This is a genomic window from Snodgrassella sp. B3837 (assembly GCF_026535955.1).
Classification (GTDB): domain Bacteria; phylum Pseudomonadota; class Gammaproteobacteria; order Burkholderiales; family Neisseriaceae; genus Snodgrassella; species Snodgrassella alvi_E.
In genome coordinates, this window is record NZ_JAFNPI010000001.1 from 61,682 (window position 1) to 82,684 (window position 21,003).

At 42.8% G+C, this 21,003-nt stretch carries 19 protein-coding genes and 1 tRNA gene; 6 read left to right on the top strand and 14 right to left on the bottom strand.

Going from position 1 to position 21,003, the window contains the following annotated elements:
• Positions 1-252: 252 nt before the first annotated feature.
• Complete coding sequence (locus J3U67_RS00300; RefSeq protein ID WP_100156744.1) at positions 253-1,848, bottom strand: inorganic phosphate transporter; 1,596 nt, start codon at positions 1,846-1,848, stop codon at positions 253-255.
• A gap of 114 nt (positions 1,849-1,962) precedes the next feature.
• On the opposite strand from J3U67_RS00300, the gene thiE reads away from it, so the two are divergent.
• A complete protein-coding gene (gene thiE, locus J3U67_RS00305) occupies positions 1,963-2,589 on the top strand; it encodes a thiamine phosphate synthase (RefSeq protein ID WP_267403276.1) in 627 nt (208 codons plus the stop codon).
• Between the two features lie 156 nt (positions 2,590-2,745).
• Positions 2,746-3,753, top strand: a complete 1,008-nt coding sequence (gene hemH, locus J3U67_RS00310; RefSeq protein WP_267403278.1) for a ferrochelatase — start codon at positions 2,746-2,748, stop codon at positions 3,751-3,753.
• 59 nt (positions 3,754-3,812) lie between these two features.
• On the opposite strand, the gene yegQ is transcribed toward hemH, so the two are convergent.
• Positions 3,813-5,180: a tRNA 5-hydroxyuridine modification protein YegQ gene (gene yegQ, locus J3U67_RS00315; RefSeq protein WP_267403280.1), complete on the bottom strand. Its 1,368-nt coding sequence runs from the start codon at positions 5,178-5,180 to the stop codon at positions 3,813-3,815.
• A 181-nt stretch (positions 5,181-5,361) separates the two neighbouring features.
• On the opposite strand from yegQ, the gene recO reads away from it, so the two are divergent.
• Positions 5,362-6,096, top strand: a complete 735-nt coding sequence (recO, locus tag J3U67_RS00320; RefSeq protein WP_267403282.1) for a DNA repair protein RecO — start codon at positions 5,362-5,364, stop codon at positions 6,094-6,096.
• A gap of 249 nt (positions 6,097-6,345) precedes the next feature.
• On the opposite strand, the gene J3U67_RS00325 is transcribed toward recO, so the two are convergent.
• The 9 genes from J3U67_RS00325 to thrS all read right to left on the bottom strand — a co-directional run bounded on the left by J3U67_RS00325 (position 6,346) and on the right by thrS (position 14,415).
• Positions 6,346-6,422 (bottom strand) — tRNA-Pro (locus J3U67_RS00325).
• Between the two features lie 35 nt (positions 6,423-6,457).
• A complete protein-coding gene (locus J3U67_RS00330; RefSeq protein ID WP_267403284.1) occupies positions 6,458-6,784 on the bottom strand; it encodes a hypothetical protein in 327 nt (108 codons plus the stop codon).
• On the bottom strand, positions 6,768-7,070 hold the full coding sequence (locus J3U67_RS00335; protein ID WP_100141266.1) for an integration host factor subunit alpha: 303 nt from the start codon (positions 7,068-7,070) through the stop codon (positions 6,768-6,770). The genes J3U67_RS00330 and J3U67_RS00335 overlap by 17 nt, the downstream gene beginning before the upstream one ends.
• A 100-nt stretch (positions 7,071-7,170) precedes the next feature.
• Positions 7,171-9,528, bottom strand: coding sequence for a phenylalanine--tRNA ligase subunit beta (gene pheT, locus J3U67_RS00340; protein ID WP_267403285.1), 2,358 nt, complete (start codon positions 9,526-9,528; stop codon positions 7,171-7,173).
• A 329-nt stretch (positions 9,529-9,857) separates the two neighbouring features.
• A complete protein-coding gene (gene pheS, locus J3U67_RS00345; RefSeq protein ID WP_100141264.1) occupies positions 9,858-10,847 on the bottom strand; it encodes a phenylalanine--tRNA ligase subunit alpha in 990 nt (329 codons plus the stop codon).
• A gap of 273 nt (positions 10,848-11,120) precedes the next feature.
• On the bottom strand, positions 11,121-11,477 hold the full coding sequence (rplT, locus tag J3U67_RS00350; RefSeq protein ID WP_025330521.1) for a 50S ribosomal protein L20: 357 nt from the start codon (positions 11,475-11,477) through the stop codon (positions 11,121-11,123).
• Positions 11,478-11,489: 12 nt separating this feature from the next.
• Positions 11,490-11,687, bottom strand: a complete 198-nt coding sequence (gene rpmI / locus J3U67_RS00355; protein ID WP_037405875.1) for a 50S ribosomal protein L35 — start codon at positions 11,685-11,687, stop codon at positions 11,490-11,492.
• A 280-nt stretch (positions 11,688-11,967) separates the two neighbouring features.
• A complete protein-coding gene (gene infC, locus J3U67_RS00360; RefSeq protein ID WP_100141263.1) occupies positions 11,968-12,486 on the bottom strand; it encodes a translation initiation factor IF-3 in 519 nt (172 codons plus the stop codon).
• Positions 12,487-12,507: 21 nt separating this feature from the next.
• On the bottom strand, positions 12,508-14,415 hold the full coding sequence (gene thrS / locus J3U67_RS00365; protein WP_267403286.1) for a threonine--tRNA ligase: 1,908 nt from the start codon (positions 14,413-14,415) through the stop codon (positions 12,508-12,510).
• Positions 14,416-14,658: 243 nt separating this feature from the next.
• Here thrS and tgt point away from each other — a divergent pair, with 243 nt between their 5' ends.
• From tgt to J3U67_RS00380, 3 genes are all read left to right on the top strand, one after another.
• The gene (tgt, locus tag J3U67_RS00370; RefSeq protein ID WP_267403287.1) at positions 14,659-15,774 is read left to right on the top strand and encodes a tRNA guanosine(34) transglycosylase Tgt; all 1,116 of its coding nucleotides are present in this window, start codon (positions 14,659-14,661) and stop codon (positions 15,772-15,774) included.
• A 113-nt stretch (positions 15,775-15,887) separates the two neighbouring features.
• Positions 15,888-17,270 carry an argininosuccinate lyase gene (gene argH, locus J3U67_RS00375; protein ID WP_267403288.1) on the top strand — a complete coding sequence of 461 codons (1,383 nt, stop codon included), beginning with the start codon at positions 15,888-15,890 and terminating at the stop codon, positions 17,268-17,270.
• Positions 17,271-17,714: 444 nt separating this feature from the next.
• Entirely contained in the window at positions 17,715-18,917 is a 1,203-nt protein-coding gene (locus J3U67_RS00380; RefSeq protein ID WP_267403289.1) for a hypothetical protein, read from the top strand.
• Positions 18,918-19,204: 287 nt separating this feature from the next.
• Here the strand turns inward: J3U67_RS00380 and xerD are convergent, their stop codons facing one another.
• From xerD to J3U67_RS00395, 3 genes are all read right to left on the bottom strand, one after another.
• On the bottom strand, positions 19,205-20,104 hold the full coding sequence (xerD, locus tag J3U67_RS00385) for a site-specific tyrosine recombinase XerD (RefSeq protein WP_267403290.1): 900 nt from the start codon (positions 20,102-20,104) through the stop codon (positions 19,205-19,207).
• Positions 20,098-20,451: a methylated-DNA--[protein]-cysteine S-methyltransferase gene (locus J3U67_RS00390; RefSeq protein WP_267403291.1), complete on the bottom strand. Its 354-nt coding sequence runs from the start codon at positions 20,449-20,451 to the stop codon at positions 20,098-20,100. The genes xerD and J3U67_RS00390 overlap by 7 nt, the downstream gene beginning before the upstream one ends.
• A 97-nt stretch (positions 20,452-20,548) precedes the next feature.
• Entirely contained in the window at positions 20,549-20,995 is a 447-nt protein-coding gene (locus J3U67_RS00395; RefSeq protein WP_267391918.1) for a peroxiredoxin, read from the bottom strand.
• Positions 20,996-21,003 lie beyond the last annotated feature (8 nt).

The window sequence follows — 21,003 nt, forward strand, 5'->3', positions numbered from 1 at the left end:
TTAACGAAAAGTCATCTTCACAAACAGCTGCTAGCTGAGTTAAAAAGCATTAATCCGATTCCATAATTGCTTTTAATTACCTTTAAGATAATCACCAAATGTTCAAGGCAACCAATTTAGAAAAAGATTTAAAACTTATGATAGACAACATAATTGATAAAATAAATAAATTATCAACAATGGTTTAATTTTGATGTGGATGAACAAAAACGCCAGCCTGTATTTGACTGGCGCGCTATATTATTGCTGAGGTCAGAAAAAAGAATTGAGTCCGAGAAAAATCAAAACCGACAGAATTGCTGCAGAAGGAAGGGTAATAACCCAGGCAAGTGCTATCGGTTTCATCAGCTTCCAGTTGGCATTATGGTTAACCAGTCCAATTCCAAGTACGGCACCGACCAAAATATGTGTACTGGATACTGGTAAGCCCATTAGCGTAGCCAGCATTACAATGGCCGCTGAAGATAGTTCGGCGGTAAATCCTGAAGCCGGATGCATTTTAGCAAGATTGGTGCCCACAGTTTGAATCACTTCTTTGCCGATAAACCAAAGGCCAACAATCAGGGCAACACCAAAAGTAATCATCACAGGTGCTGGAATCATGGCATTGGCATCCATAGCAATATCACCAGTTCTAATTATGTCCATAATGGCTGCAAACGGGCCTACTGCATTAGATATATCATTGGCTCCATGGCTGAAAGCAAAACCAGCAGCTGTAAATACTTGCATCCAACTGAACATTAAAAAAGTGGATTTGCTTAAATCTTTACGCTTCAGTGTTTTGGCATAAATAAATGTTGCCATCCAGATCAGGGCACCAATCATGATGATTAGCAAAAAATTGGTTACTACGGACAAGCCCAGATGCAGATTGGTTAATCCCTTGAATAACAGCATAGCTGTAATCATCATGCCACCGCAGGCAGAAATCAGAGGCACCCAGCTATGTAGAGCTTTAAACGCATCTATACTGTTTTTACGGCTTTCTATATCAGCTAGCTTTTTATAATAATCCGATTCTAGTTCATCTACGCTGTAGTCTGGATCACTATAATTTTCCGCATCGCGTGCAATGGCAGAAGAAATTTTGATTTTTTCTGTCTCACTCAGTTGTTCAAACCACGCTTTGTGCTTTTCCTTGTACGCTTTTTTTTCTTGTTTGATTTCTTTCAGAGCTATGTTCATACGCTCATTGTAATCAAGTACATGCTTTTTAATTTGGCTGAAAAGAATGAATGACAATGCTCCGCCAAGCACAGGAGAAATCACCCATGATAGACCGATTTCGCCCATTTTGTTCCACTGGATTAAATCTAGTGCACTGCTGTTACCGGTGACCAGATAGCCCAGACACAGTCCGGCACCAACCAGACCGCCAATCAGAGAGTGGGTAGTTGAAACCGGAAGTCCTTTTTTCGAAGCAATCAGTAACCAGATGGCTGCTGCCAGCAATGCAGCTAGCATTACATTTATACATTGTGACGGTGTCAAATGCATGGCACCAAGGTCTATAATACCGTGTCTGATGGTTTTAGTTACTTCGCCACCGGCAATGACGGCACCGGAAACTTCAAACACTGCAGCTATACCCAGAGCTTGTGGTATTGTAAGGGTGCCGGCACCTACGCTGGTGCCAAAAGAATTGGCTACATCATTGCCACCGATATTGAAAGCCATAAAGGCACCAAAGAGGGTAGCTACAATGAATAATAGCGGCGCATGATGATTGGTATAGCCTAGTCCCCAGTAAATGAAATAGGCAATGGTGCCAAGTAGCAATGCAGCAAAAGCGTAATTAACCCGTGTAATCAAGGGCGAACGTGCAAAAGATGTGTCTGCGGCCATAATGTATTTTAAAGTGGAAAATTCAGAGCCGGCACGTAAACAAGCTATCCGACGTGTGCCATGCTACGTAAAAAAGTGCCATTATAAAGATTTTTGTTTCAAAAGGAGTAAATTATGTTTACGAATCCGTTTTTACCCATTGCCGCTCCGCTTAAATTTTATGCAGTCGTTCCTTCTGCAGACTGGGTAGCCCGAATGGTGGATGCAGGCGCTAATACCGTGCAGCTACGCAATAAAAGCCAGATTGGTTCGTCATTGTACCGTGAAATTGAACGCAGTGTGGCCTATGCAAAGAATTCACCTACACAATTATTTATCAACGATTATTGGTGGGAAGCGGTAGATTGTGGTGCCTACGGTGTACATCTTGGACAGGAAGATTTGGAAAGTGCTGATTTGGTGATGATACAGAGTGCCGGTTTACGGTTAGGAGTGAGCACTCATTCTTCTGAAGAGCTTGCTCTTGCACTTTCAGTAAAGCCAAGCTATGTAGCCTGTGGGGCAATATTTCCTACCAAAACTAAGACAATGCCTACACAGCCTCAGGGATTAGATAAACTTAGACAATACGTGCTTCAAGCCGGAAGTACTCCGACGGTAGCAATTGGTGGCATCGATCTGAGTAATGCGCCTGATGTTCTGGCCACAGGTGTTAGTTCTCTGGCAGTAGTGCGAGCAGTAACAGATGCGGCTGAACCAGAAAAGGTGGTAAAAGCTTTTCAGGCTCTTTGGAAAGAATAAATAGCGGTACAATTTTTGTCTGTCTTACCCAATTGAAAAGAAAGATTATTATGAATAAATTGATTATGAGGCAGCATAAATAGTAGTGATAACGTAATCAGCTATGCTTGTGAAGCTCAATCATAAACCTGCTTATCCTTTGCCGGCGCTCTTATTATGTCAAAACTATTTCTTAGCGAACCTGAAACATCTATCACAGAAACAGGTGTATTACTGCTGAATCTTGGTACGCCCGAAGCACCAACACCTCAGGCTGTACGTCCCTATCTGCGTGAGTTTTTATCAGATCAGCGTGTGGTTGAGTTGCCACGTTTTTTATGGCAGCTCCTATTACGTGGCATTATCCTGCCTTTAAGGTCAAGGAAAAGTGCTCATGCTTATCAAACCATTTGGCAAGACAATGGTTCTCCGCTTCTAATTGGTACACGGTCGCTCACTCAAGCATTGTCTAAAGCTTTACCTGAAAGTGTGATCACCCGTTTTGCAATGACTTATGGTCAGCCATGTGTGGTGGATGTGGTGCAGGAAATGAAGAAGCAAGGTGTAGCAAATCTGCTTGTAGTACCCTTGTATCCACAATATGCAAGTTCAAGTAGTGGTGCGGCACTTGATCAGCTATGGCGTGTTTTACTTAAACAGCGTGTGCAGATGGCGGTACGAAGTATCACTAGTTTTTGTGCAGATACCAATTATATAAAGACCTTGGCAGCTCATATCCATACGCACTGGAAACAGTATGGACGCGGGGAATGTTTGTTGTTGAGTTTTCATGGTATTCCATTAGCTCAGCAACAGGCAGGTGATATTTATGTTGAGCATTGCCACACCACTACCCAGCATCTGGTTAGTGAGCTCGGATTGAAAGATAATGAATACCGACTGGCATTTCAGAGCCGGTTTGGTTATGCGCCATGGGTTGGTCCCAGTACTCAGGATTTATTCAACCAGCTACCACAGGCTGGAATAAAAAAACTTGATGTAGTATGTCCCGGATTTGTTACAGATTGTCTGGAAACACTAGAAGAGATTAATATTAGGGGTAAAGCTGATTTTCTGGCTCATGGGGGTGAACAATTTCATTATATTCCATGTATGAGCAGTGAAGATGAATGGGTAAAAATACTGATACCTTTAATCAATCAGAATCTGCAAGGCTGGCTGTAAGTGTCAGGTATCCAATAAAAAGCCATAGAATTTGATTCTATGGCTTTTTATTTATTTGTTTAAACTGCTTCGTTCTGCATCATAATTCGTGCGATCAAAGCCTTGTCTTTACCATGCATTTGTGGAATTTTCACTTCGAAACCATTTCCAGCAGCCACTTCTATCGGATACCCTTTACGTGTCATTTGTTCTAGCCGAATAATTTGATTACCGCTGGGGTGAATAATTTCCAACTGATCACCTACACTAAATTTATTTTTCACTTCAACGGTTGCCCAACCATCAGAGTCAATAGCCGTTACCTTGCCAACATATTGGCTTTGTTTGGATAAAGAGTGGCCGGATAAATAATTCTGATATTCCTGAGTTTGATGACGTTCCAAAAATCCAGTGGTATAACCACGATTTGCCAGCCCTTCAAGTTCGGCCAGCAGTGTGTAATCAAAAGGTTTTCCAGCAACTGCATCATCAATGGCACGACGATATACTTGTGCAGCACGGGCTACATAATAAACCGATTTGGTGCGGCCTTCTACTTTCAGTGAATCCACACCGATCTCAGCTAGTTTCGCAACTTGTTCCACTGCGCGTAAATCTTTGGAATTCATGATATAGGTGCCGTGCTCATCTTCCATAATCGGCATCATATCACCAGGTCGATTAGCCTCTTCGATTAAATATACTTTATTAGCTAAGGGGTGGCGTTGCTGCTCATTCGGGCCCAACAGGCTATCATCTGCCAGAGATTGAGCTTGCTTGAAATCAAAGTCGCGTAATAACTGGGCGTCACCGCTGTCACTATCCGACGTATTATGAACTTTATAATCCCAGCGGCAGGCATTAGTGCAGGTACCCTGATTGGGATCACGATGGTTAAAGTATCCGGATAGCAGACAGCGGCCGGAATAGGCGATGCACAAAGCACCGTGCACAAATACTTCTAGCTCAATATCTGGACATTGCTGCCGGATTTCAGCAATCTCATTGATACTTAGCTCACGTGATAAAATAATACGTTCAATACCGATGCTTTGCCAAAACTGTACACCCCAAGCATTAGTCGTATTGGCCTGTACGGACAGATGCACCGGTATTTCCGGCCATTTTTCGCGCACTTTCATAATCAGCCCAGGGTCGGCCATAATCAGTGCGTCTGGCTGCATGGCAATAATTGGTTCCATATCAGCCAGATACGTTTTCAGTTTGGCATTGTGTGGCAGAATATTACTGGCCAGAAAAAATTTCTTGCCACGAGCATGTGCTTCAGAAATTCCCTGCTCCAGTACTGGAAGATGGGCAAATTCATTATTGCGTGCACGTAGAGAATAGCGTGGCGTACCCGCATAGATTGCATCTGCGCCGTAATCAAACGCAGCACGCATCCGTTCCAGACCGCCAGCAGGTAATAATAATTCCGGTGCTTTCATGGGTGTGCAAACTTTCCTGATAGTTTTGAATGCTTTCAGGCAGCCGGCTGAAAAAAACCGGCTGCCTGAAAGTAAAATATCTATTTTTAAAGGAATTATCCGCTTTTTGGCGAATATGGTCAATTGTTATGCCATATCGGGCTATAATAATCAGCAAATCTATCCGATGTAACAACTACTCATGTCTGATAATCGTATCAATCATCAACCAGCTTTTTTGCTTTCATCACGTCCGTGGAGTGAAAGCAGTCTTCAAATAGAAATATTTTCACGAGACTATGGCAGAGTGGCGATGTTGGCTCGCAGTGCACGACGGCGCCAAAGTGAACTGCGCGGCGTGTTGGTACCATTTGTACCTTTGCAGATTTCTTGGTATGGCAATAATGAACTGAAAACTCTTCATCGTGCAGAATGGGTAGGTGGGTGGCCTCAGCCACAAAATCAAGCTTTGTTCAGTGCAATGTATGTGAATGAGTTAGTTTTGAAACTTACAGCACGCGAGGATTCTTTACCATCTATCTATCATGCCATGTACGCCGTTTTGCAAAGTATCTGCGGTGGTGAGCATCTGGCAGCTTTACGTTATTTTGAGTGGAGCCTTCTGCATACTTTAGGTGTGGCTCCGGATATCTCGCAGGACAATCTAGAACAAGCAATTGTCTGTCATGAACGTTACTGGTTGCGTGCTGAGCACGCACCGGTATTATTGATGCAGGCACAGCAGCTATCTGCTCAAGAGAAAGGCATTGTGGTCCATGGACATACTCTTAATGCGCTAACCAACCAGTCTCTGGCATCACAGCCTGAATGGCATCCGGAAGCTCTTCGGCTGACTCGCATGCTACTTGATTTCCGTCTACCAGACGGTATCCTCAGTAGACAGATATTGAAACAGCTGCAGCAATTAACAGGTTAATAATCTTATTATTTAAGCATCTGATTGAATAAATTATTGCAGTTTATTGGACTAGTAACGGGCCTTTGAGAATTTGGAATGAATTGCTAGAATTTTAATCAGTAAAGAATTAGATTTTCTTTTTTAATATCTTTATTGATTCGAAAGCATATTATCTGAATTTTTATTTTGATACTGTGAGAATCTGATACTGATATTTACTCTATTTGTATAAAAAAATACAGCCCTTCTAGGCTGTATTTTTAATTTTGGTCGGAGTGAAAGGATTCGAACCTTCGACCCCTTGCACCCCATGCAAGTGCGCTACCAGACTGCGCCACACTCCGACTCTGTAAAGGAGGCGATTATAAAAGTAATCGTTTTACTTGGCAAGTACGCTATTCAGGTTGTCCATTATCTTCTCAATGTGCTGCCGTGTTTCTAGAGCATCAATGACCGGATTACCTTCGGCGTCCACCTGATTACGTGTAAATGGATCGATATAGGGAGTAAAGCTATCGCGCAATTGTCGAATTTTAATTACATCAGCACGGGTATAATGCTGGCCGCCATAGCCAATCACTACGCCGTGAATATGCTGCCATGCAGTAAACTGCTCCTTACTAATGTCAGCAAGCTGGCACAGCTCTTCTAGGGTAAAGTACCGCTGTGCTGGAATGGGTAACAGTTGCTTAGGCTTGTTTTCCATTATAGTGATCAACCATGCCTTTCAATTTTTGTGATGCATGGAATGTTACCACGCGTCTAGCAGAAATAGGGACTTCTTCGCCGGTTTTGGGATTACGGCCAGGGCGCTGCGGTTTATCGCGCAGCTGGAAGTTACCAAAACCAGAGATTTTGATTTGTTCGCCTTGTTCTAGGGTACTGCGAATTTCTTCAAAAAACAATTCTACTATTTCTTTGGCATCGTGTTTGCTCATGCCGGCTACTTTTTCTACCAAAATATCTGCAAGTTCAGCTTTTGTCAGCGTCATATTAAAGTTTCTTTCATTAAAGAGGGCGTTATTATCCACAAATTGATTTGTGTTATCAAGTAAGTAAAATTTTAATCGTTTAGGATGTCTGGGTAAAATTCTAAACGCGTAATTTTGCGTCAATTGTACCTGCTGTATCTATGAGTTTTGTTATTACTGAGTCTACTTCTTCATCGGTCAGTGTTTGCTCAGGGCTTTGCAGAATAATTTTTACAGCCAGACTTTTCATGTTTTCAGGGACACCTTTACCTCGATAAACGTCAAAAATAGCGATTTCCTGTATGGAAGAATGTTTAACACTGGTCAGAGTGTTAAGTAACTGTTCAGCAGTTATTTGCTCTGGGAGGATAAAAGCCAGATCACGTCGTACGGGCTGAAATTTGGATACTGGTTGGTAAGTAATTCTGTCTTGCGATAATACAGCACTTAGATTTAGCTCAAATAGAATCGGTGATTGAGGTAAATCGTATTTTTGTGTCCAGCGTGGATGCAGTTCTCCGATAACACCGACTACTTTATCAGCAATGATGATTTCTGCCGTTCTGCCCGGATGCAGTGCCGGATGTTCTGCTGCGCGATATTCAACAGTATCAGCACTGATTAAACCGGCAATATCGTTTTTGACATCATAGAAATCCACATTACGTGTGGTTGCGGCCCATTGTTCTGGCAGGGCAGAACCATAAGCAAGACCAGCAATTTTTTTGGTCTGGACATATGCTTCATTCTGTTTGTGAAACACGCGTGCCACTTCGAATAATCTTACCCGGTTTTGTTTACGGTTTAGATTATTGTGCAGAATTTCTATCAAGCCACCAAACAAGGTAGAGCGCATGACACTTAGCTGACTGGCAATCGGGTTTTGCAGGCGAATCGGATTAGTATTGCCGGCTAAATCTTGTTCCCATGCTTCTTCTACAAAGGCGTAGCTGACAACTTCCTGATAGCCGTTATTGGCAAGCTGGTGGTAGACACTGAATAATGGTTTCTGTGTTTCCGGCAGGGCTACCATGTTCAGTTTGCCATTGGTATGGTTGTCTGGAATATTGTCATATCCGAAAACGCGGCCGATTTCTTCAATAAGATCTGCTTCAATTTCAATATCAAAGCGAAAGCTGGGCGATGTAACTGTGAAACCGTCTTCGCATATTTGTGGATTCAGGCCTAGGTGTTGCAGAATAATTCCTATATTTTCTGCAGAAATATTTACTCCCAGTACTTTGGCTACTCTGTTGGTGCGTATTCGGACTTTTTTGGTGTCAGGCAGATTTCCTGTTGCTTCAGTGATATTACCAATATCACCTCCGCAGATTTCTTGTATCAGGGCTGTAGCACGTTCGATGGCTTGTTGCTGTAAATTGAAATCCACACCTCGCTCAAAACGAAATGATGAGTCTGAACCAAAACCATACTGTCTCGCTTTGCCGGCAATGATGTCTGGAGTAAACCATGCACTTTCGATGACTACATTATGGGTATCGTTAGTAACTGAGCTTTCTACACCACCCATCAGCCCAGCAATGCTCAAGACCTGTTTTTCATCAGCTACTACAAGTGTATTACTGCAGAGGGTGACAGTTTTATCATTAAGACAAGTAATGGTTTCGCCATCATAAGCACGACGGATATTCAGCTTACCAGTAATTTTATCAGCATCAAACATGTGCATTGGCTGCCCAAGCTCTAGCATGACATAGTTGCCGATATCAACTAAAGCGTTGATACTTCGTAAACCACTGCGTTCCAGTCGTTGTTTTAGCCATACCGGTGTAGCTGATTGTGAATTAACGCCGCGGATAACTCGGGTAAGAAAGCGGCCACAGTCTTGTGGTGCTTCGATGCTGGCTGGTTGGCTGGCTTCGATGTTTGCTTGGACAGGCACAATTTCAATCGGATGTAACTTAGACTGAGTTAATGCACCTACTTCACGTGCTATTCCTTTTATACTGAGGCAGTCTGCACGGTTAGGTGTGATTTTGAGGGTGAGCAGATGATCATCTAATTCCAGATAGTTGCGGATGTTTTCACCGATAGGTGCATCTGCAGGCAGAATCAGCAGACCATTAACTTCATCTGGCAGACCTAATTCTTTTGCTGAGCACAGCATTCCATTGGATACCTGACCGCGCATTTTGGTGGGTTTGATTTTAAAATCGCCTGGCAAAATGGCGTCTGGTAACGCGCAAGGTACTTTGATTCCTGGCTGTACATTGGGAGCACCACATACAATTTGTATCAGTTCGCCTGTGCCGGCATCTACTTGTGTGATATTGAGCCGGTCTGCATCAGGATGTTTAATGACTGATTTTACTTCAGCAATTACTACACCTGTGAAGGTGGGAGCAGCCAGTCTGGTTTCTTCTACTTCAAGTCCGGCCATGGTGAGTAAATGTGCCAGCTGGTCTGCTGACAGGTCTGGATTGACCCATGAATATAACCATTGTTGAGAAAATTGCATAATGCTTCCAGTATGTATTCTGTTGCAGTTTCATCCAAAAGTGTTGGGTTTGCTGGTCTGCAGTTGTTACAGGATTGTTTAATCTGTAATTTATGTAACTTCGCTTTTGGAATTCGTATTAGGTTAAGATGAATTATTCTAGTTTGTTATAGGGTGAATAATTTTTTAACCATAAAAATTCATCAGTCGTTCACTAGTGAGATGATTACGCTTTGATGTTAATCTTATATCAGTGGTAATGAATGTTGTTTTGTTTCGGCTATGCCTGAATTGGATAATTCAGGGATTGGCTTAAAACAAGTTCATTACTTTTAACAGACACTTTGTAGTTAATCCTGAAACTGTTTCAGAAAATTCAGGTCATTGTCGAAAAAAAGGCGCAAATCATTAATTCCGTAGCGCAGCATGGCAAATCTGTCCAGACCAATGCCAAAGGCAAAACCTGTATATTTTTCAGCATCTATATTGACGTTTTTTAATACATTTGGATGCACCATGCCGCATCCGCCGACTTCGAGCCAACCTCGCTCACCCATGATATCAATTTCAGCTGATGGTTCGGTAAATGGGAAAAATGAAGGGCGGAAACGTACCTGTAAATCATCACGTTCAAAAAAGCGACGGATAAAATCGGTAAATACCGCTTTAAGGTCGGCCATGGTCACACCTTCCTCAATCCACAATCCTTCTGCCTGATGAAACATTGGTGAGTGGGTGGCATCTGAGTCTACCCGATATACGCGTCCTGGAGCAATAATGCGAATCGGCGGCTCTTTTTTGTCCAGCATGTAGCGTATCTGAATAGGAGATGTATGGGTACGTAGTACGTTGCCATTTTCGACATAGAATGTGTCTTGCATGGCGCGAGCAGGATGGTTTGGTGGAATATTCAATGCTTGAAAATTATGAAAATCATCTTCGATTTCCGGCCCATCGGCTACGGTGAATCCCATGCTGTGAAACAGTTCTACAATCCGCTGTAAGGTTAAGGTTACAGGATGTAAACCACCTATATTTTCGCCGCGACCGGGCAGAGTCACATCCAGTGCTTCGGCCGCCAGCTGTTGTTGCAGTTTGGCTTCGTTCAGTGCATCACGTTGCTGGTTATAGGCAGACTGAAACTGATTTTTGCACTCATTTATGTGCGCACCGGTGGTTTTGCGTTCTTCCGGTGTCATTTTTCCTAGTGTTTTTAATAGGGCGTTGAGTTCACCTGTCTTGCCCAGATAACGGGCTTTTACCAATTCTAATGCAGGTAAATCAGTAGCTGATTGAACAGCAGCGATGCCTTCGGCAACGATGCGGTTGGCGTTTTCCATAACAAGATTCTTTACTTAAATATAAACCGAAGAGATGTGTAATGCTTTGTCTTGCTCTTAAAAATGCTGGAATTGTGAATAATACCGAATCTGAAGCGGACAAAACGAGGTATATAACACACTATAATATATTTTTTGCTAAAAGCTTATTTTAACGCGAAATTCATGCGGTAAACAATGTTAAGCTATCAGATTAAATATAATTAAAAAGTTTGATAAAACAGGAATGAAAAAAAAGGAAACCGAAGTTTCCTTTTTTCCAGAATCTGCTTATCAGGCTAAAGCAGCTTTTGCCTGTGCGGCCAGCTGAGCAAACGCAGCTTGATCAAATACGGCCAGATCAGCCAGTACTTTGCGGTCGATAACAATAGCCGCCTTTTTCAGACCATTCATGAATTTGCTGTAAGACAAACCGTTCTGACGTGCTGCGGCATTGATACGTACAATCCATAACTGGCGGAATTGACGTTTGCGTTGACGACGGTCACGATAGGCGTACTGACCGGCTTTCATTACTGCCTGTTTGGCAATACGATAGACGTTTTTACGACGGCCGCGGTAGCCTTTGGCTAACGCTAAAACTTTTTTATGACGTGCACGAGCGGTAACACCACGTTTTACGCGAGGCATAGTTCAAACTCCTTAAGCGTAGGGTAACATTTTGTGGATAGAAGCCATATCGCGTTCATTCACCAAAGAGGTGCCACGCAATTGGCGTTTGTTTTTAGTGGTTTTTTTCGTCAGGATGTGACGTTTGAACGCATGAGCGCGTTTTACACCACCGTTACCCAATACTTTAAAGCGTTTTTTTGCGCTAGATTTGGATTTCATTTTCGGCATGGGAAAACTCCATTGTTGTTTGATCAGGCGAGGGGTGGCTGTATACAGCACTTTGACCCGCACACCACGGTTTTTGCCGCCTGAATATTGCTTTGCACACAGCGGCGATGCACAAGGACGAGGATTATAATATATCTGCGTCGTTAAGACAATATCGCTGTGGTATGCTTCTGCCGACACAGTCCTGTTGTGATTATTTAGGTTGCTTGAGTCAATATATGAAAAACCTCATTTCAGGTGAGTAAAATGAGGTTTTTATAAGACAGGCTGAGTTTAATAATTATTTCTTTTTCGGTGCGATTATCATCACCATTTGGCGACCTTCCATTTTTGGAAACTGCTCAACAGTGCCGATTTCAATCAAATCAGCTTGAATGCGTTTGAGTAGTTCTGCTCCTAAATGTTGATGAGCCATTTCACGTCCACGAAAGCGCAGCGTGACTTTTACTTTATCGCCATCTGTTAAAAAGCGAACAATGTTGCGCATTTTAATCTGATAGTCACCTTCATCAGTACCAGGGCGGAATTTGATTTCTTTTACCTGCACCTGTTTTTGTTTTTTGCGCTGTTCGTCGCGTTTTTTGGATTGTTCGTATTTGTATTTACCAAAATCCATTAATTTGCAGACGGGTGGTTTGGCGGTAGGGGCAATTTCCACCAGATCCACATCGTTCTCTTCAGCCAATTTCATGGCCTGCTGAGTAGATACTACACCCAACTGTTCGCCAGTTGGACCAATCAAACGCACTTCTTTAATGGTGATTTCACCGTTGATGCGTGCTTCGCGTTCTTGAGCGATGGTCGTACTCCTTATTCACGTTTAATGAAGAGACAAGGCTTCTTGTTTCAGCTGGCTAATGAATGTTTCAATATCCATCTGACCCAAATCTTCGCCGCCGCGTTTGCGTACGGCAACCTTGTTGTCCTGTTTTTCTTTCTCGCCTATAACCAGTTGATAGGGAAGGCGTTGCGTACTGTTATCTCGGATTTTGTATCCAATTTTCTCATTACGCAAGTCTAAATGCACGCGGAAGCCTTCTGCGGTTAATCGCGTGGCAAGTTGTTGACAATATTCTGTCTGTGCTTCAGTGATATTCATAATCACCATTTGTACCGGTGCTAACCAAAGCGGAAATGCGCCGGCATGATGTTCAATCAGAATACCAATAAAACGTTCTAATGAACCTAAAATGGCTCGATGTAGCATTACTGGTCGAGCGCGGCCGTTTTCTTCGGTGACATATTCTGCACCAAGGCGTTCTGGTAATACAAAATCCAGCTGGATAGTGCCACATTGCCACGAACGGCCTAATGCGTCTTTAATATGATATTCTACTTTCGGGCCGTAGAATGCGCCTTCACCGGGTAATTCTTCCCATGTAACGCCACAGGCAGTCAGAGCTTCGCGTAAACCCTGTTCCGCTTTGTCCCATATGGCATCAGAACCGGCACGTTTTTCAGGCCGAAGGGATAATTTAACCGATACATCATTGAATTCAAACTGGCGGTAAATGCGCATGACCAGTTCGTTGAATGCTTTGGCTTCACTGACTATCTGGTCTTCGGTACAGAAAATATGAGCGTCGTCTTGTGTAAAGCCACGTACGCGCATCAGGCCGTGTAGAGCGCCAGAAGGTTCATTTCGGTGACAAGAACCGAATTCGGCCAGACGCAAGGGAAGGTCGCGATAAGAGCGTAAACCCTGATTGAAAATTTGGATATGACCAGGACAGTTCATGGGTTTTACTGCGTAAACACGTTTTTCCGATTCGGTAATAAACATGTTTTCTTTGTAGTTATCCCAGTGACCGGATTTTTCCCAAAGGCTGCGATCCATAATCATTGGGGTTTTGATTTCCTGATAGCCAGCAGCTGCTAGTTCACGACGCAGGTGTTGTTCGATTATCTGCCATAATGACCAGCCCTTGGGATGCCAGAATACCATACCCGGTGCTTCGTCCTGCAAATGGAATAAATCCATTTGTTTGGCCAGTTTGCGGTGGTCACGTTTTTCTGCTTCTTCAATACGCTGGATGTAGGCGTTCAAATCTTCCTTGGTAGCCCATGCGGTGCCGTAAATACGCTGTAACTGTTCGTTTTTAGCATCACCACGCCAATAGGCGCCTGAAAGTTTTGTGAGTTTGAAGTTTTTAAGAAAGCGGGTGTTGGGAACATGCGGGCCGCGACACATGTCTACATATTCCTGATGATAATATAGACCCATGGCTTTTTCATCAGGCATGTCTTCAATCAGGCGCAGTTTGTAATCTTCGTGCCGCTGAGTGAATACTTTGATAACTTCATCCCGCGGTGTAACTTTTTTGATTACGTCATAATTCTGTGCAATCAGTTCTTTCATGCGGGCTTCAATTGCTGCAATATCTTCGGGCGTAAAGGGACGTTCGTACCAGATGTCGTAATAAAACCCATCTTCGATTACAGGGCCGATAACCATTTTGGCTTCAGGGTACAGTTGCTTTACAGCATGGCCAACCAGATGAGCACAGGAGTGACGAATAATTTCGACACCTTCTTTATCTTTGGCAGTAATGATGCTGACTTGAGCATCTTCTGTTACTTGATCACATGTATCTACCAATTTACCATTAATTTTACCGGCAATGGCGGCTTTGGCTAAGCCTGTACCTATGGAAGCGGCAATGTCGGCAATGCTTAATGGCGCTTCAAACTGACGAACTGAGCCGTCTGGCAAGGTAATGTTTAACATGCATACTCCACAAACAACAGACCGGTCTCGTTTGTTACGAATGAGAATATCAGATGGCCGCTTTTGTTTATATTTATAAATTAATAGGATAATTTAATGCGTCAGTTCTGATGAACTTTCGCTTCAGTTAAGGAATTTATTTTAACGATTTGGTTTTTGCTTGGCAATGCTTGCCCGGCGAAATGTGTAGGTTTGGGCTATAATGGGAAATTCTGTCATATTTTTTGATATTAAATAAGTTATATGCTGAAATTTACTTTACAGCGTACGGATGGTTTTGCGCGCCGTGGTACGCTTGAATTGAATCATGGTACGGTGGAGACGCCGGTTTTTATGCCGGTGGGAACTTATGGTTCAGTAAAGGCAATGTCACCACGTACTCTAGAGGAAATTAAGGCGCAGATTATTCTGGGTAATACGTTTCATCTTTGGCTGCGACCGGGTTTGGATGTTATCCGTGATTTTGGTGGTCTGCATGATTTTATAGGTTGGAAGCGGCCGATATTGACGGATTCAGGTGGTTTTCAAGTGTTTTCGCTGGCGCAAATGCGGAAGCTAACAGAAGAAGGGTGTACCTTCCGCAGTCCTATTAACGGCGACAAGCTGTTTTTATCACCTGAAATATCCATGCAGATTCAGACGGTGCTGAATTCTGATATTGTGATGCAGCTGGATGAGTGCCCTGATGGAAATGTGGATGCAGGAGAAGCAGAAAAATCTTTGCAGATGAGTTTGCGCTGGGCGGAGCGTAGTAAAAACGAATTTGAACGTCTGAACAATCCGAATGCTTTGTTTGGTATTGTGCAAGGCGGAATGTATGAAGACCTGCGTGAGCAGTCGCTTGCTGGTTTGGAAGAAATCGGTTTTCCCGGTCTCTCTGTAGGTGGTCTTTCGGTGGGAGAGCCAAAACCTGAAATGTATCGTATTTTACGTGCTATTGGACCTAAACTTCCGGCGAATAAACCGCACTATCTGATGGGTGTGGGTACACCTGAAGATTTAGTATATGGTGTGGCGTATGGTATTGATATGTTTGATTGTGTGATGCCAACGCGAAATGCGCGTAATGGATGGCTGTTTACACGTTTTGGAGATGTGAAAATCCGTAATGCTATCTATCGCCATGACCAGCGCCCGCTGGATGAAAGCTGCGATTGTTACACTTGCCAGCATTTCAGTCGTGCTTATCTGCATCATTTGCAGCGTGTGGGTGAGATTCTGGGTGCTCAATTAAATACTATTCATAATTTACGCTATTATCAGATTCTGACTGCAGAAATGCGTCTGGCTATTGAAGCGGGTAAATTTAGTGAATTTCAAATGCGTTTTCATGCTGATCGTGCCCGAGGTGTTTTGTAGGTTTGTGTCTGTCGGGAGTGGTGCTGTTTTGTAAGTGTATATAATTTGTTGCTGATAGTTGAAGTTTGTCAGCAATGTTTTGTGTTTTTATAGAATATAGTGGAGAAAGTTGTATGGGTGAAAAAGCCTGGTCGGGCCGTTTTCATGAGCCGGTTAGTGAGCTGGTAAAGCAGTACACTGCATCGATTACTTTTGATCAGCGTCTTGCTCAATGTGATATTGAGGGTTCTCTGGCACATGCGCAGATGTTGCAGCAGGCTGGTGTGCTTAGTGCGGAAGATTTGAACGCAATTCAGCAGGGTATGCGGGAAATTCTACATGAAATTGCTGCCGGTAAAATCGACTGGTCAGTTGATTTGGAAGATGTTCATATGAATGTGGAACATCTGCTTACGCAGAAAGTCGGTGAAGCCGGTAAACGTCTACATACCGGTCGAAGTCGCAATGATCAGGTAGCGACGGATATCCGTTTATGGCTGCGTGAAGAAATTGACCGCATTGTGTTGCTTATCAATGATTTGCAGTCTGCGCTGGTTGATTTGGCTGAAAAAAATGCAGAGGTGGTGATGCCTGGCTTTACGCATATGCAGGTGGCTCAGCCTATGAGCTTTGGTCATCATATGCTGGCGTATGTGGAGATGCTGGGACGAGACTGCGAGCGAATGCAAGATTGCCGTCATCGAGTAAACCGGATGCCTCTGGGTGCGGCCGCTCTGGCAGGGACAACTTTTCCGATAAATCGGGAAGTGACAGCGCGATTACTGGGCTTTGAGGCTATATGTCAAAATTCTTTGGATGCGGTATCAGATCGGGATTTTGCTATTGAGTTTACTGCAGCCGCATCGATTCTTATGATGCATCTTTCGAGGCTGAGTGAGGAACTGATATATTGGATGAGTCCGTGCTTTGGCTTTATTGATATTGCCGACCGTTTCTGTACAGGGTCGAGCATTATGCCGCAAAAGAAAAATCCGGATGTACCGGAACTGGTACGAGGAAAAAGTGCGCGGGTGGTCGGACATTTGATGGGGCTGATTACCTTGATGAAATCGCAGCCATTGGCCTATAACAAGGACAATCAAGAAGACAAGGAACCTCTTTTTGATACGGTAGATACGTTGGTTGACACACTGAGGATTTATGCAGATATGATGCGTGGTGTGAGTGTGAAGCCTAAAAATCTTCGAGCAGCGGTTTTACAGGGTTTTGCTACGGCAACTGATCTAGCTGATTATTTGGTGAAAAAGGGTTTACCATTTCGTGACAGTCATGAGGTGGTGGCACGTGCTGTACGTCTTGCCGAAGAACAGCAAAAAGAATTAAGCGAATTACCTCTGGAAGTGCTGCAGTCTTTCTCTGGTTTGATTGAGGAAGATGTTTATCTGGTATTATCGCCGGAAGGCAGTTTGAATGCTCGTAATCATATAGGTGGTACAGCACCTGTGCAGGTTCGGGCACAGGTGGCTCGCTGGCGTAAGTGTTTACAGAGTAGTTAGTTCTAATTGCATGGGCTGATATGTCTTATTGAAAAAACAGGCAGATTTTTCTGTCTGTTTTTTATATCCGGAAAAAAATTATACTATTTTATGTCATATTTTTATGATTATGAGCAATTGTCGGTTTTTAATCTATCGTGATTGATAAGTGCCATTATATGATGTATGCGAAAATCAGAAATAAGGGGACAAGGTGTGTATTGATGTCATTGTTTAATGTAGTCAGAAGTTATAAGTGAAATGATGTTTCAGGTAATTTGCTGTTTATTAGGTATTTATTAAATATAATTACAGATAGGTTTGTTTGTAATTGATTATATGGTGATAAATCATATTTGATTTTAGCCATACATGAAATTTATGATTTGCTGGTATAGTTTCGTATATCATTTACAATAATTAACGTATTTAAATTTTTTTGAATTTTGTTTTCAAGGGAAAACTATGCAATTACAAATGACTAAATTAATTTTGGCGCTTACAGTGGGCGGATTGTTATCTGCATGTGGGTCTTCTAAGATAGAACAATCTCCTGATAAGATGGTTCGCGCTGGTATGCAGCGGATGATGAAGGAGGACAATCAGTACAATTTTTCGGGCACGCTTAAACTAGATGTACCAAATCAGGTTAATGCAGATATAGCTGATAAAAATTCTGATGTAATTGAACATAAAGCAAGTGATGCCTTTGACGTGGATTTAGATTCGAATTCGGATGAAGAAGCAGAAGTTGCAGATGAAAGAGATTTCTATAAGAAGCAAATGAAGTCGTTAAATAGGGTACTAAATTTATTGAGTAAATCTTTTACCATTCCTTTCACCGGTGCAGTGGATATGCCGAAAGGACGTGTGGAAGTTATTCCGGAATTGCGCTATGAAAACAAAAATGCTTTAGTTTCTTATAAATTTCCAACCTATATTGATTTTAATAATTTAGCAGTATATGTGGATGCCTCTGCGATAACTAATATCTCAGATATTATGAATGAGCAATCAAATCCTACTCGAGTAGTGGGGGACAGATATTTGCAAGTCGCAGTACCACAAGAACGACTGGTGCATTTACCGGTTGAAGATTTGCTTAAAAGCCTACCTAAATCTGTAGATGATGGTTATGCTGCTATTGATGCAAATGCATTTACAAAGGTTGATGTAGATGAATTCGGTAAAAATCTGGAAGCTAAATATCAGGTTAGGCTGAATTCAAACTATGCAATGAGTTTGAAGTATGATATAGCTATGCTGAAAAGCATTTCTGAAAGTTTGAAGCAGGCTGCTGCTAAAGCCGGATCGGATAGTAAATATCAACCACAGGATTATGCGGTTTTACAAAATGTTGTTGATGGTTTGACGGCTATCTATACTGGTGATGATAATGGCAGGTCTGGTGTACCAGCTGCTTATTTTATTCAGCAGTTGAAAAATAATTCTTCACCGATTATATATAATTTTTATCTGGATTCTAAGGGACGTATTACTGGGATGAGAACTGAAATGGAAATCCCTTTGGATAAAGTTAAAGAATTTAAGCTAGCAATTAAAATGGACTATCGTATCAAGTTTGACTATACCGGAAGTCCGAAATTTACGATGCAGCCTACGCCACAGAATTCTGTGAATATTGGATCTAGCTTAGGTTTATTTTAATATTATTTGGTGTTGGTATTGCTAGTTCGAATATAGTGTGGCCAGTATGCAATGCGTGCTGGCTATTTTATTGGATGATGCATTATGTGTCCGTTTGGGATCAGCATGAAAAAAAGTTGGAGTAAGCAGGTTAAATAAAAGATTTTGAAAGTTCGCTTCTAATTACTTCTTGATGTCATTATGATGTATTAAATGAACTGATTCCGGCTCTTTCAGATTAGGCAATTAGTCGACTGGCTGGTAAGATATTTATATAAAATAAAATTTTCACTTGAATATAAATTGTTTTAGCCACGTGGGTGGTGCTCATGTACCAGTTGTTTCAAGCGTTCATTGGCAACGTGAGTATAGATTTGGGTGGTCCCTATGTCTGCATGTCCCAGCAGAAGCTGGACGACGCGCAAATCGGCTCCGTGATTAACCAGATGTGTGGCAAAGGCATGGCGTAATCCATGCGGACTAAGGTGATGAATACCGGCAGCGCTTGCATATTTGGTTACAATCATCCAAGCAAGCTGGCGGCTGATGGCGGTTTTTTTCTGGCTGACAAATACGGCATCACATGCTTTTCCTTTAAGTAAGGCAGGTCTGGCATGTGTAAAGTAGTTTTGTAGCCAGTCTGTGGCTTCTTCGCCAAGAGGTACCATACGTTGCTTGTTGCCTTTACCGATGGTGCTAAGTAAGCCGTTTTGTAAATCAATTTCGTTTATGTGCAGGTTGACAGCTTCGCTGACACGTAATCCGGTGGCGTACATTAGTTCGAGTAAAGCTTTATCGCGCAAACCATGTATCGATTCAGTATCTGGAGCTGCCAGCAAGGCATCTATCTGGCTTTCAGATATGATATCGGGCAGATGCTGTCCTTTTTTCGGCATCTGAAGTTGCTCTGTGGGTAAATCCTGCCGCCGATTGTATTCTTGCATCCAACTAAACAGTCGTTTGCATGCTGACAAGGCGCGCGCTTGTGATGATGGCTTTTCTGTATCTATAAATAGGGCAGTGGCCAGTGATAACGCGTCTACGTTGGACCAGTTCAGTTGCTGTGCATGTAAGCGTCGGGCTATTTTGCTTAGATCGCGTCGGTAGCTTTCCAGAGTGTTAAAAGCCAGTTGTTCGCTCAGCCATAAATGCTCTAGTAATGATTCAATTGGTTCGAGCAATTCTGCTGGTAAGGCTTGGGTTACCATGTGGCATTTTCATGGGTAAGTAGCCAGCGTTTGATACCCAGTTCGAAACTATCGTTGCTCAGACTGAATCCACCTAGACCAGTAGCTGAAATTACTCGGTGACAGGGAATAACAATAGGTAAAGGATTTTTGCCACAAGCTTGCCCCACAGCTCTGGGGGCGCTGCCCAATATGCGAGCTATATCGCCGTAGGTGGCTACCTGCCCATATGGTATGGAGGCGATAACCTGCCAGACGCGCTGCTGAAATTCAGTACCTGCGGATGAAGGTGAGAGGTTGAAATTGTGTAAGGTGCCGTCAAAGTAAGCGTCAAGCTGTTGTGCCCAGAAACCGGTTAATTCGGGCATTTTTTCTGTTGTGTCTTTTTGCCAGCGTATGCTTTGTATGTAATTCAGCGGGTGGCAATCTATAATTAGCGGGCAGCAAGGGGCATGGTAGAGGTAACTAGACATGGTTTTGTAAGGTATCTAAAACGGTCTGAGCATGGCCGGCTGCTTTGACTTTGCGCCATTCCTGCACAATGTTGCCATTTTTATCTAGAATGAAGGTGCTTCTTTCTATACCGAATACTTTTTTGCCATACATGTTTTTTTCTTTGAGTACGTCAAACTGTCGGCACACCTTTTCTTCGCAATCGGATAACAAGGTGACGTTGAGTTGATATTTGCAGATGAAATTGTGATGACTTTTTTCTGTATCGCGGGATATGCCCACTACGCTGTAACCAAGTTGTTTGAATTGAGGTAGTAAGGCGCTGAATTCCTGTGCCTCAGTTGTACAGCCCGGGGTGTTGTCTTTGGGATAAAAATAGACAACGGCGGGTAGGTGTTCGGCGATGCTGAAGCTGTTGTCTTCAGCGTCGGGCAGAGTGAAAAGCATTGATTCTGACATATTATATT

Excerpts from the sequence above, each read along its gene's own strand:
- yegQ (WP_267403280.1), bottom strand. The coding sequence starts at position 5,180 with ATGAAAGCACCGGAATTATTATTACCTGCTGGCGGTCTGGAACGGATG.
- thrS (WP_267403286.1), bottom strand. The coding sequence starts at position 14,415 with ATGTTAAACATTACCTTGCCAGACGGCTCAGTTCGTCAGTTTGAAGCG.
- argH (WP_267403288.1), top strand. The coding sequence starts at position 15,888 with ATGGGTGAAAAAGCCTGGTCGGGCCGTTTTCATGAGCCGGTTAGTGAG.
- tgt (WP_267403287.1), top strand. The coding sequence starts at position 14,659 with ATGCTGAAATTTACTTTACAGCGTACGGATGGTTTTGCGCGCCGTGGT.
- xerD (WP_267403290.1), bottom strand. The coding sequence starts at position 20,104 with ATGGTAACCCAAGCCTTACCAGCAGAATTGCTCGAACCAATTGAATCA.
- recO (WP_267403282.1), top strand. The coding sequence starts at position 5,362 with ATGTCTGATAATCGTATCAATCATCAACCAGCTTTTTTGCTTTCATCA.
- J3U67_RS00335 (WP_100141266.1), bottom strand. The coding sequence starts at position 7,070 with ATGACGCTGACAAAAGCTGAACTTGCAGATATTTTGGTAGAAAAAGTA.
- thiE (WP_267403276.1), top strand. The coding sequence starts at position 1,963 with ATGTTTACGAATCCGTTTTTACCCATTGCCGCTCCGCTTAAATTTTAT.
- J3U67_RS00395 (WP_267391918.1), bottom strand. The coding sequence starts at position 20,995 with ATGTCAGAATCAATGCTTTTCACTCTGCCCGACGCTGAAGACAACAGC.
- pheS (WP_100141264.1), bottom strand. The coding sequence starts at position 10,847 with ATGGAAAACGCCAACCGCATCGTTGCCGAAGGCATCGCTGCTGTTCAA.
- rpmI (WP_037405875.1), bottom strand. The coding sequence starts at position 11,687 with ATGCCGAAAATGAAATCCAAATCTAGCGCAAAAAAACGCTTTAAAGTA.
- J3U67_RS00380 (WP_267403289.1), top strand. The coding sequence starts at position 17,715 with ATGCAATTACAAATGACTAAATTAATTTTGGCGCTTACAGTGGGCGGA.
- J3U67_RS00300 (WP_100156744.1), bottom strand. The coding sequence starts at position 1,848 with ATGGCCGCAGACACATCTTTTGCACGTTCGCCCTTGATTACACGGGTT.
- rplT (WP_025330521.1), bottom strand. The coding sequence starts at position 11,477 with ATGCCTCGCGTAAAACGTGGTGTTACCGCTCGTGCACGTCATAAAAAA.
- J3U67_RS00330 (WP_267403284.1), bottom strand. The coding sequence starts at position 6,784 with ATGGAAAACAAGCCTAAGCAACTGTTACCCATTCCAGCACAGCGGTAC.
- hemH (WP_267403278.1), top strand. The coding sequence starts at position 2,746 with ATGTCAAAACTATTTCTTAGCGAACCTGAAACATCTATCACAGAAACA.
- pheT (WP_267403285.1), bottom strand. The coding sequence starts at position 9,528 with ATGCAATTTTCTCAACAATGGTTATATTCATGGGTCAATCCAGACCTG.
- J3U67_RS00390 (WP_267403291.1), bottom strand. The coding sequence starts at position 20,451 with ATGCCCGAATTAACCGGTTTCTGGGCACAACAGCTTGACGCTTACTTT.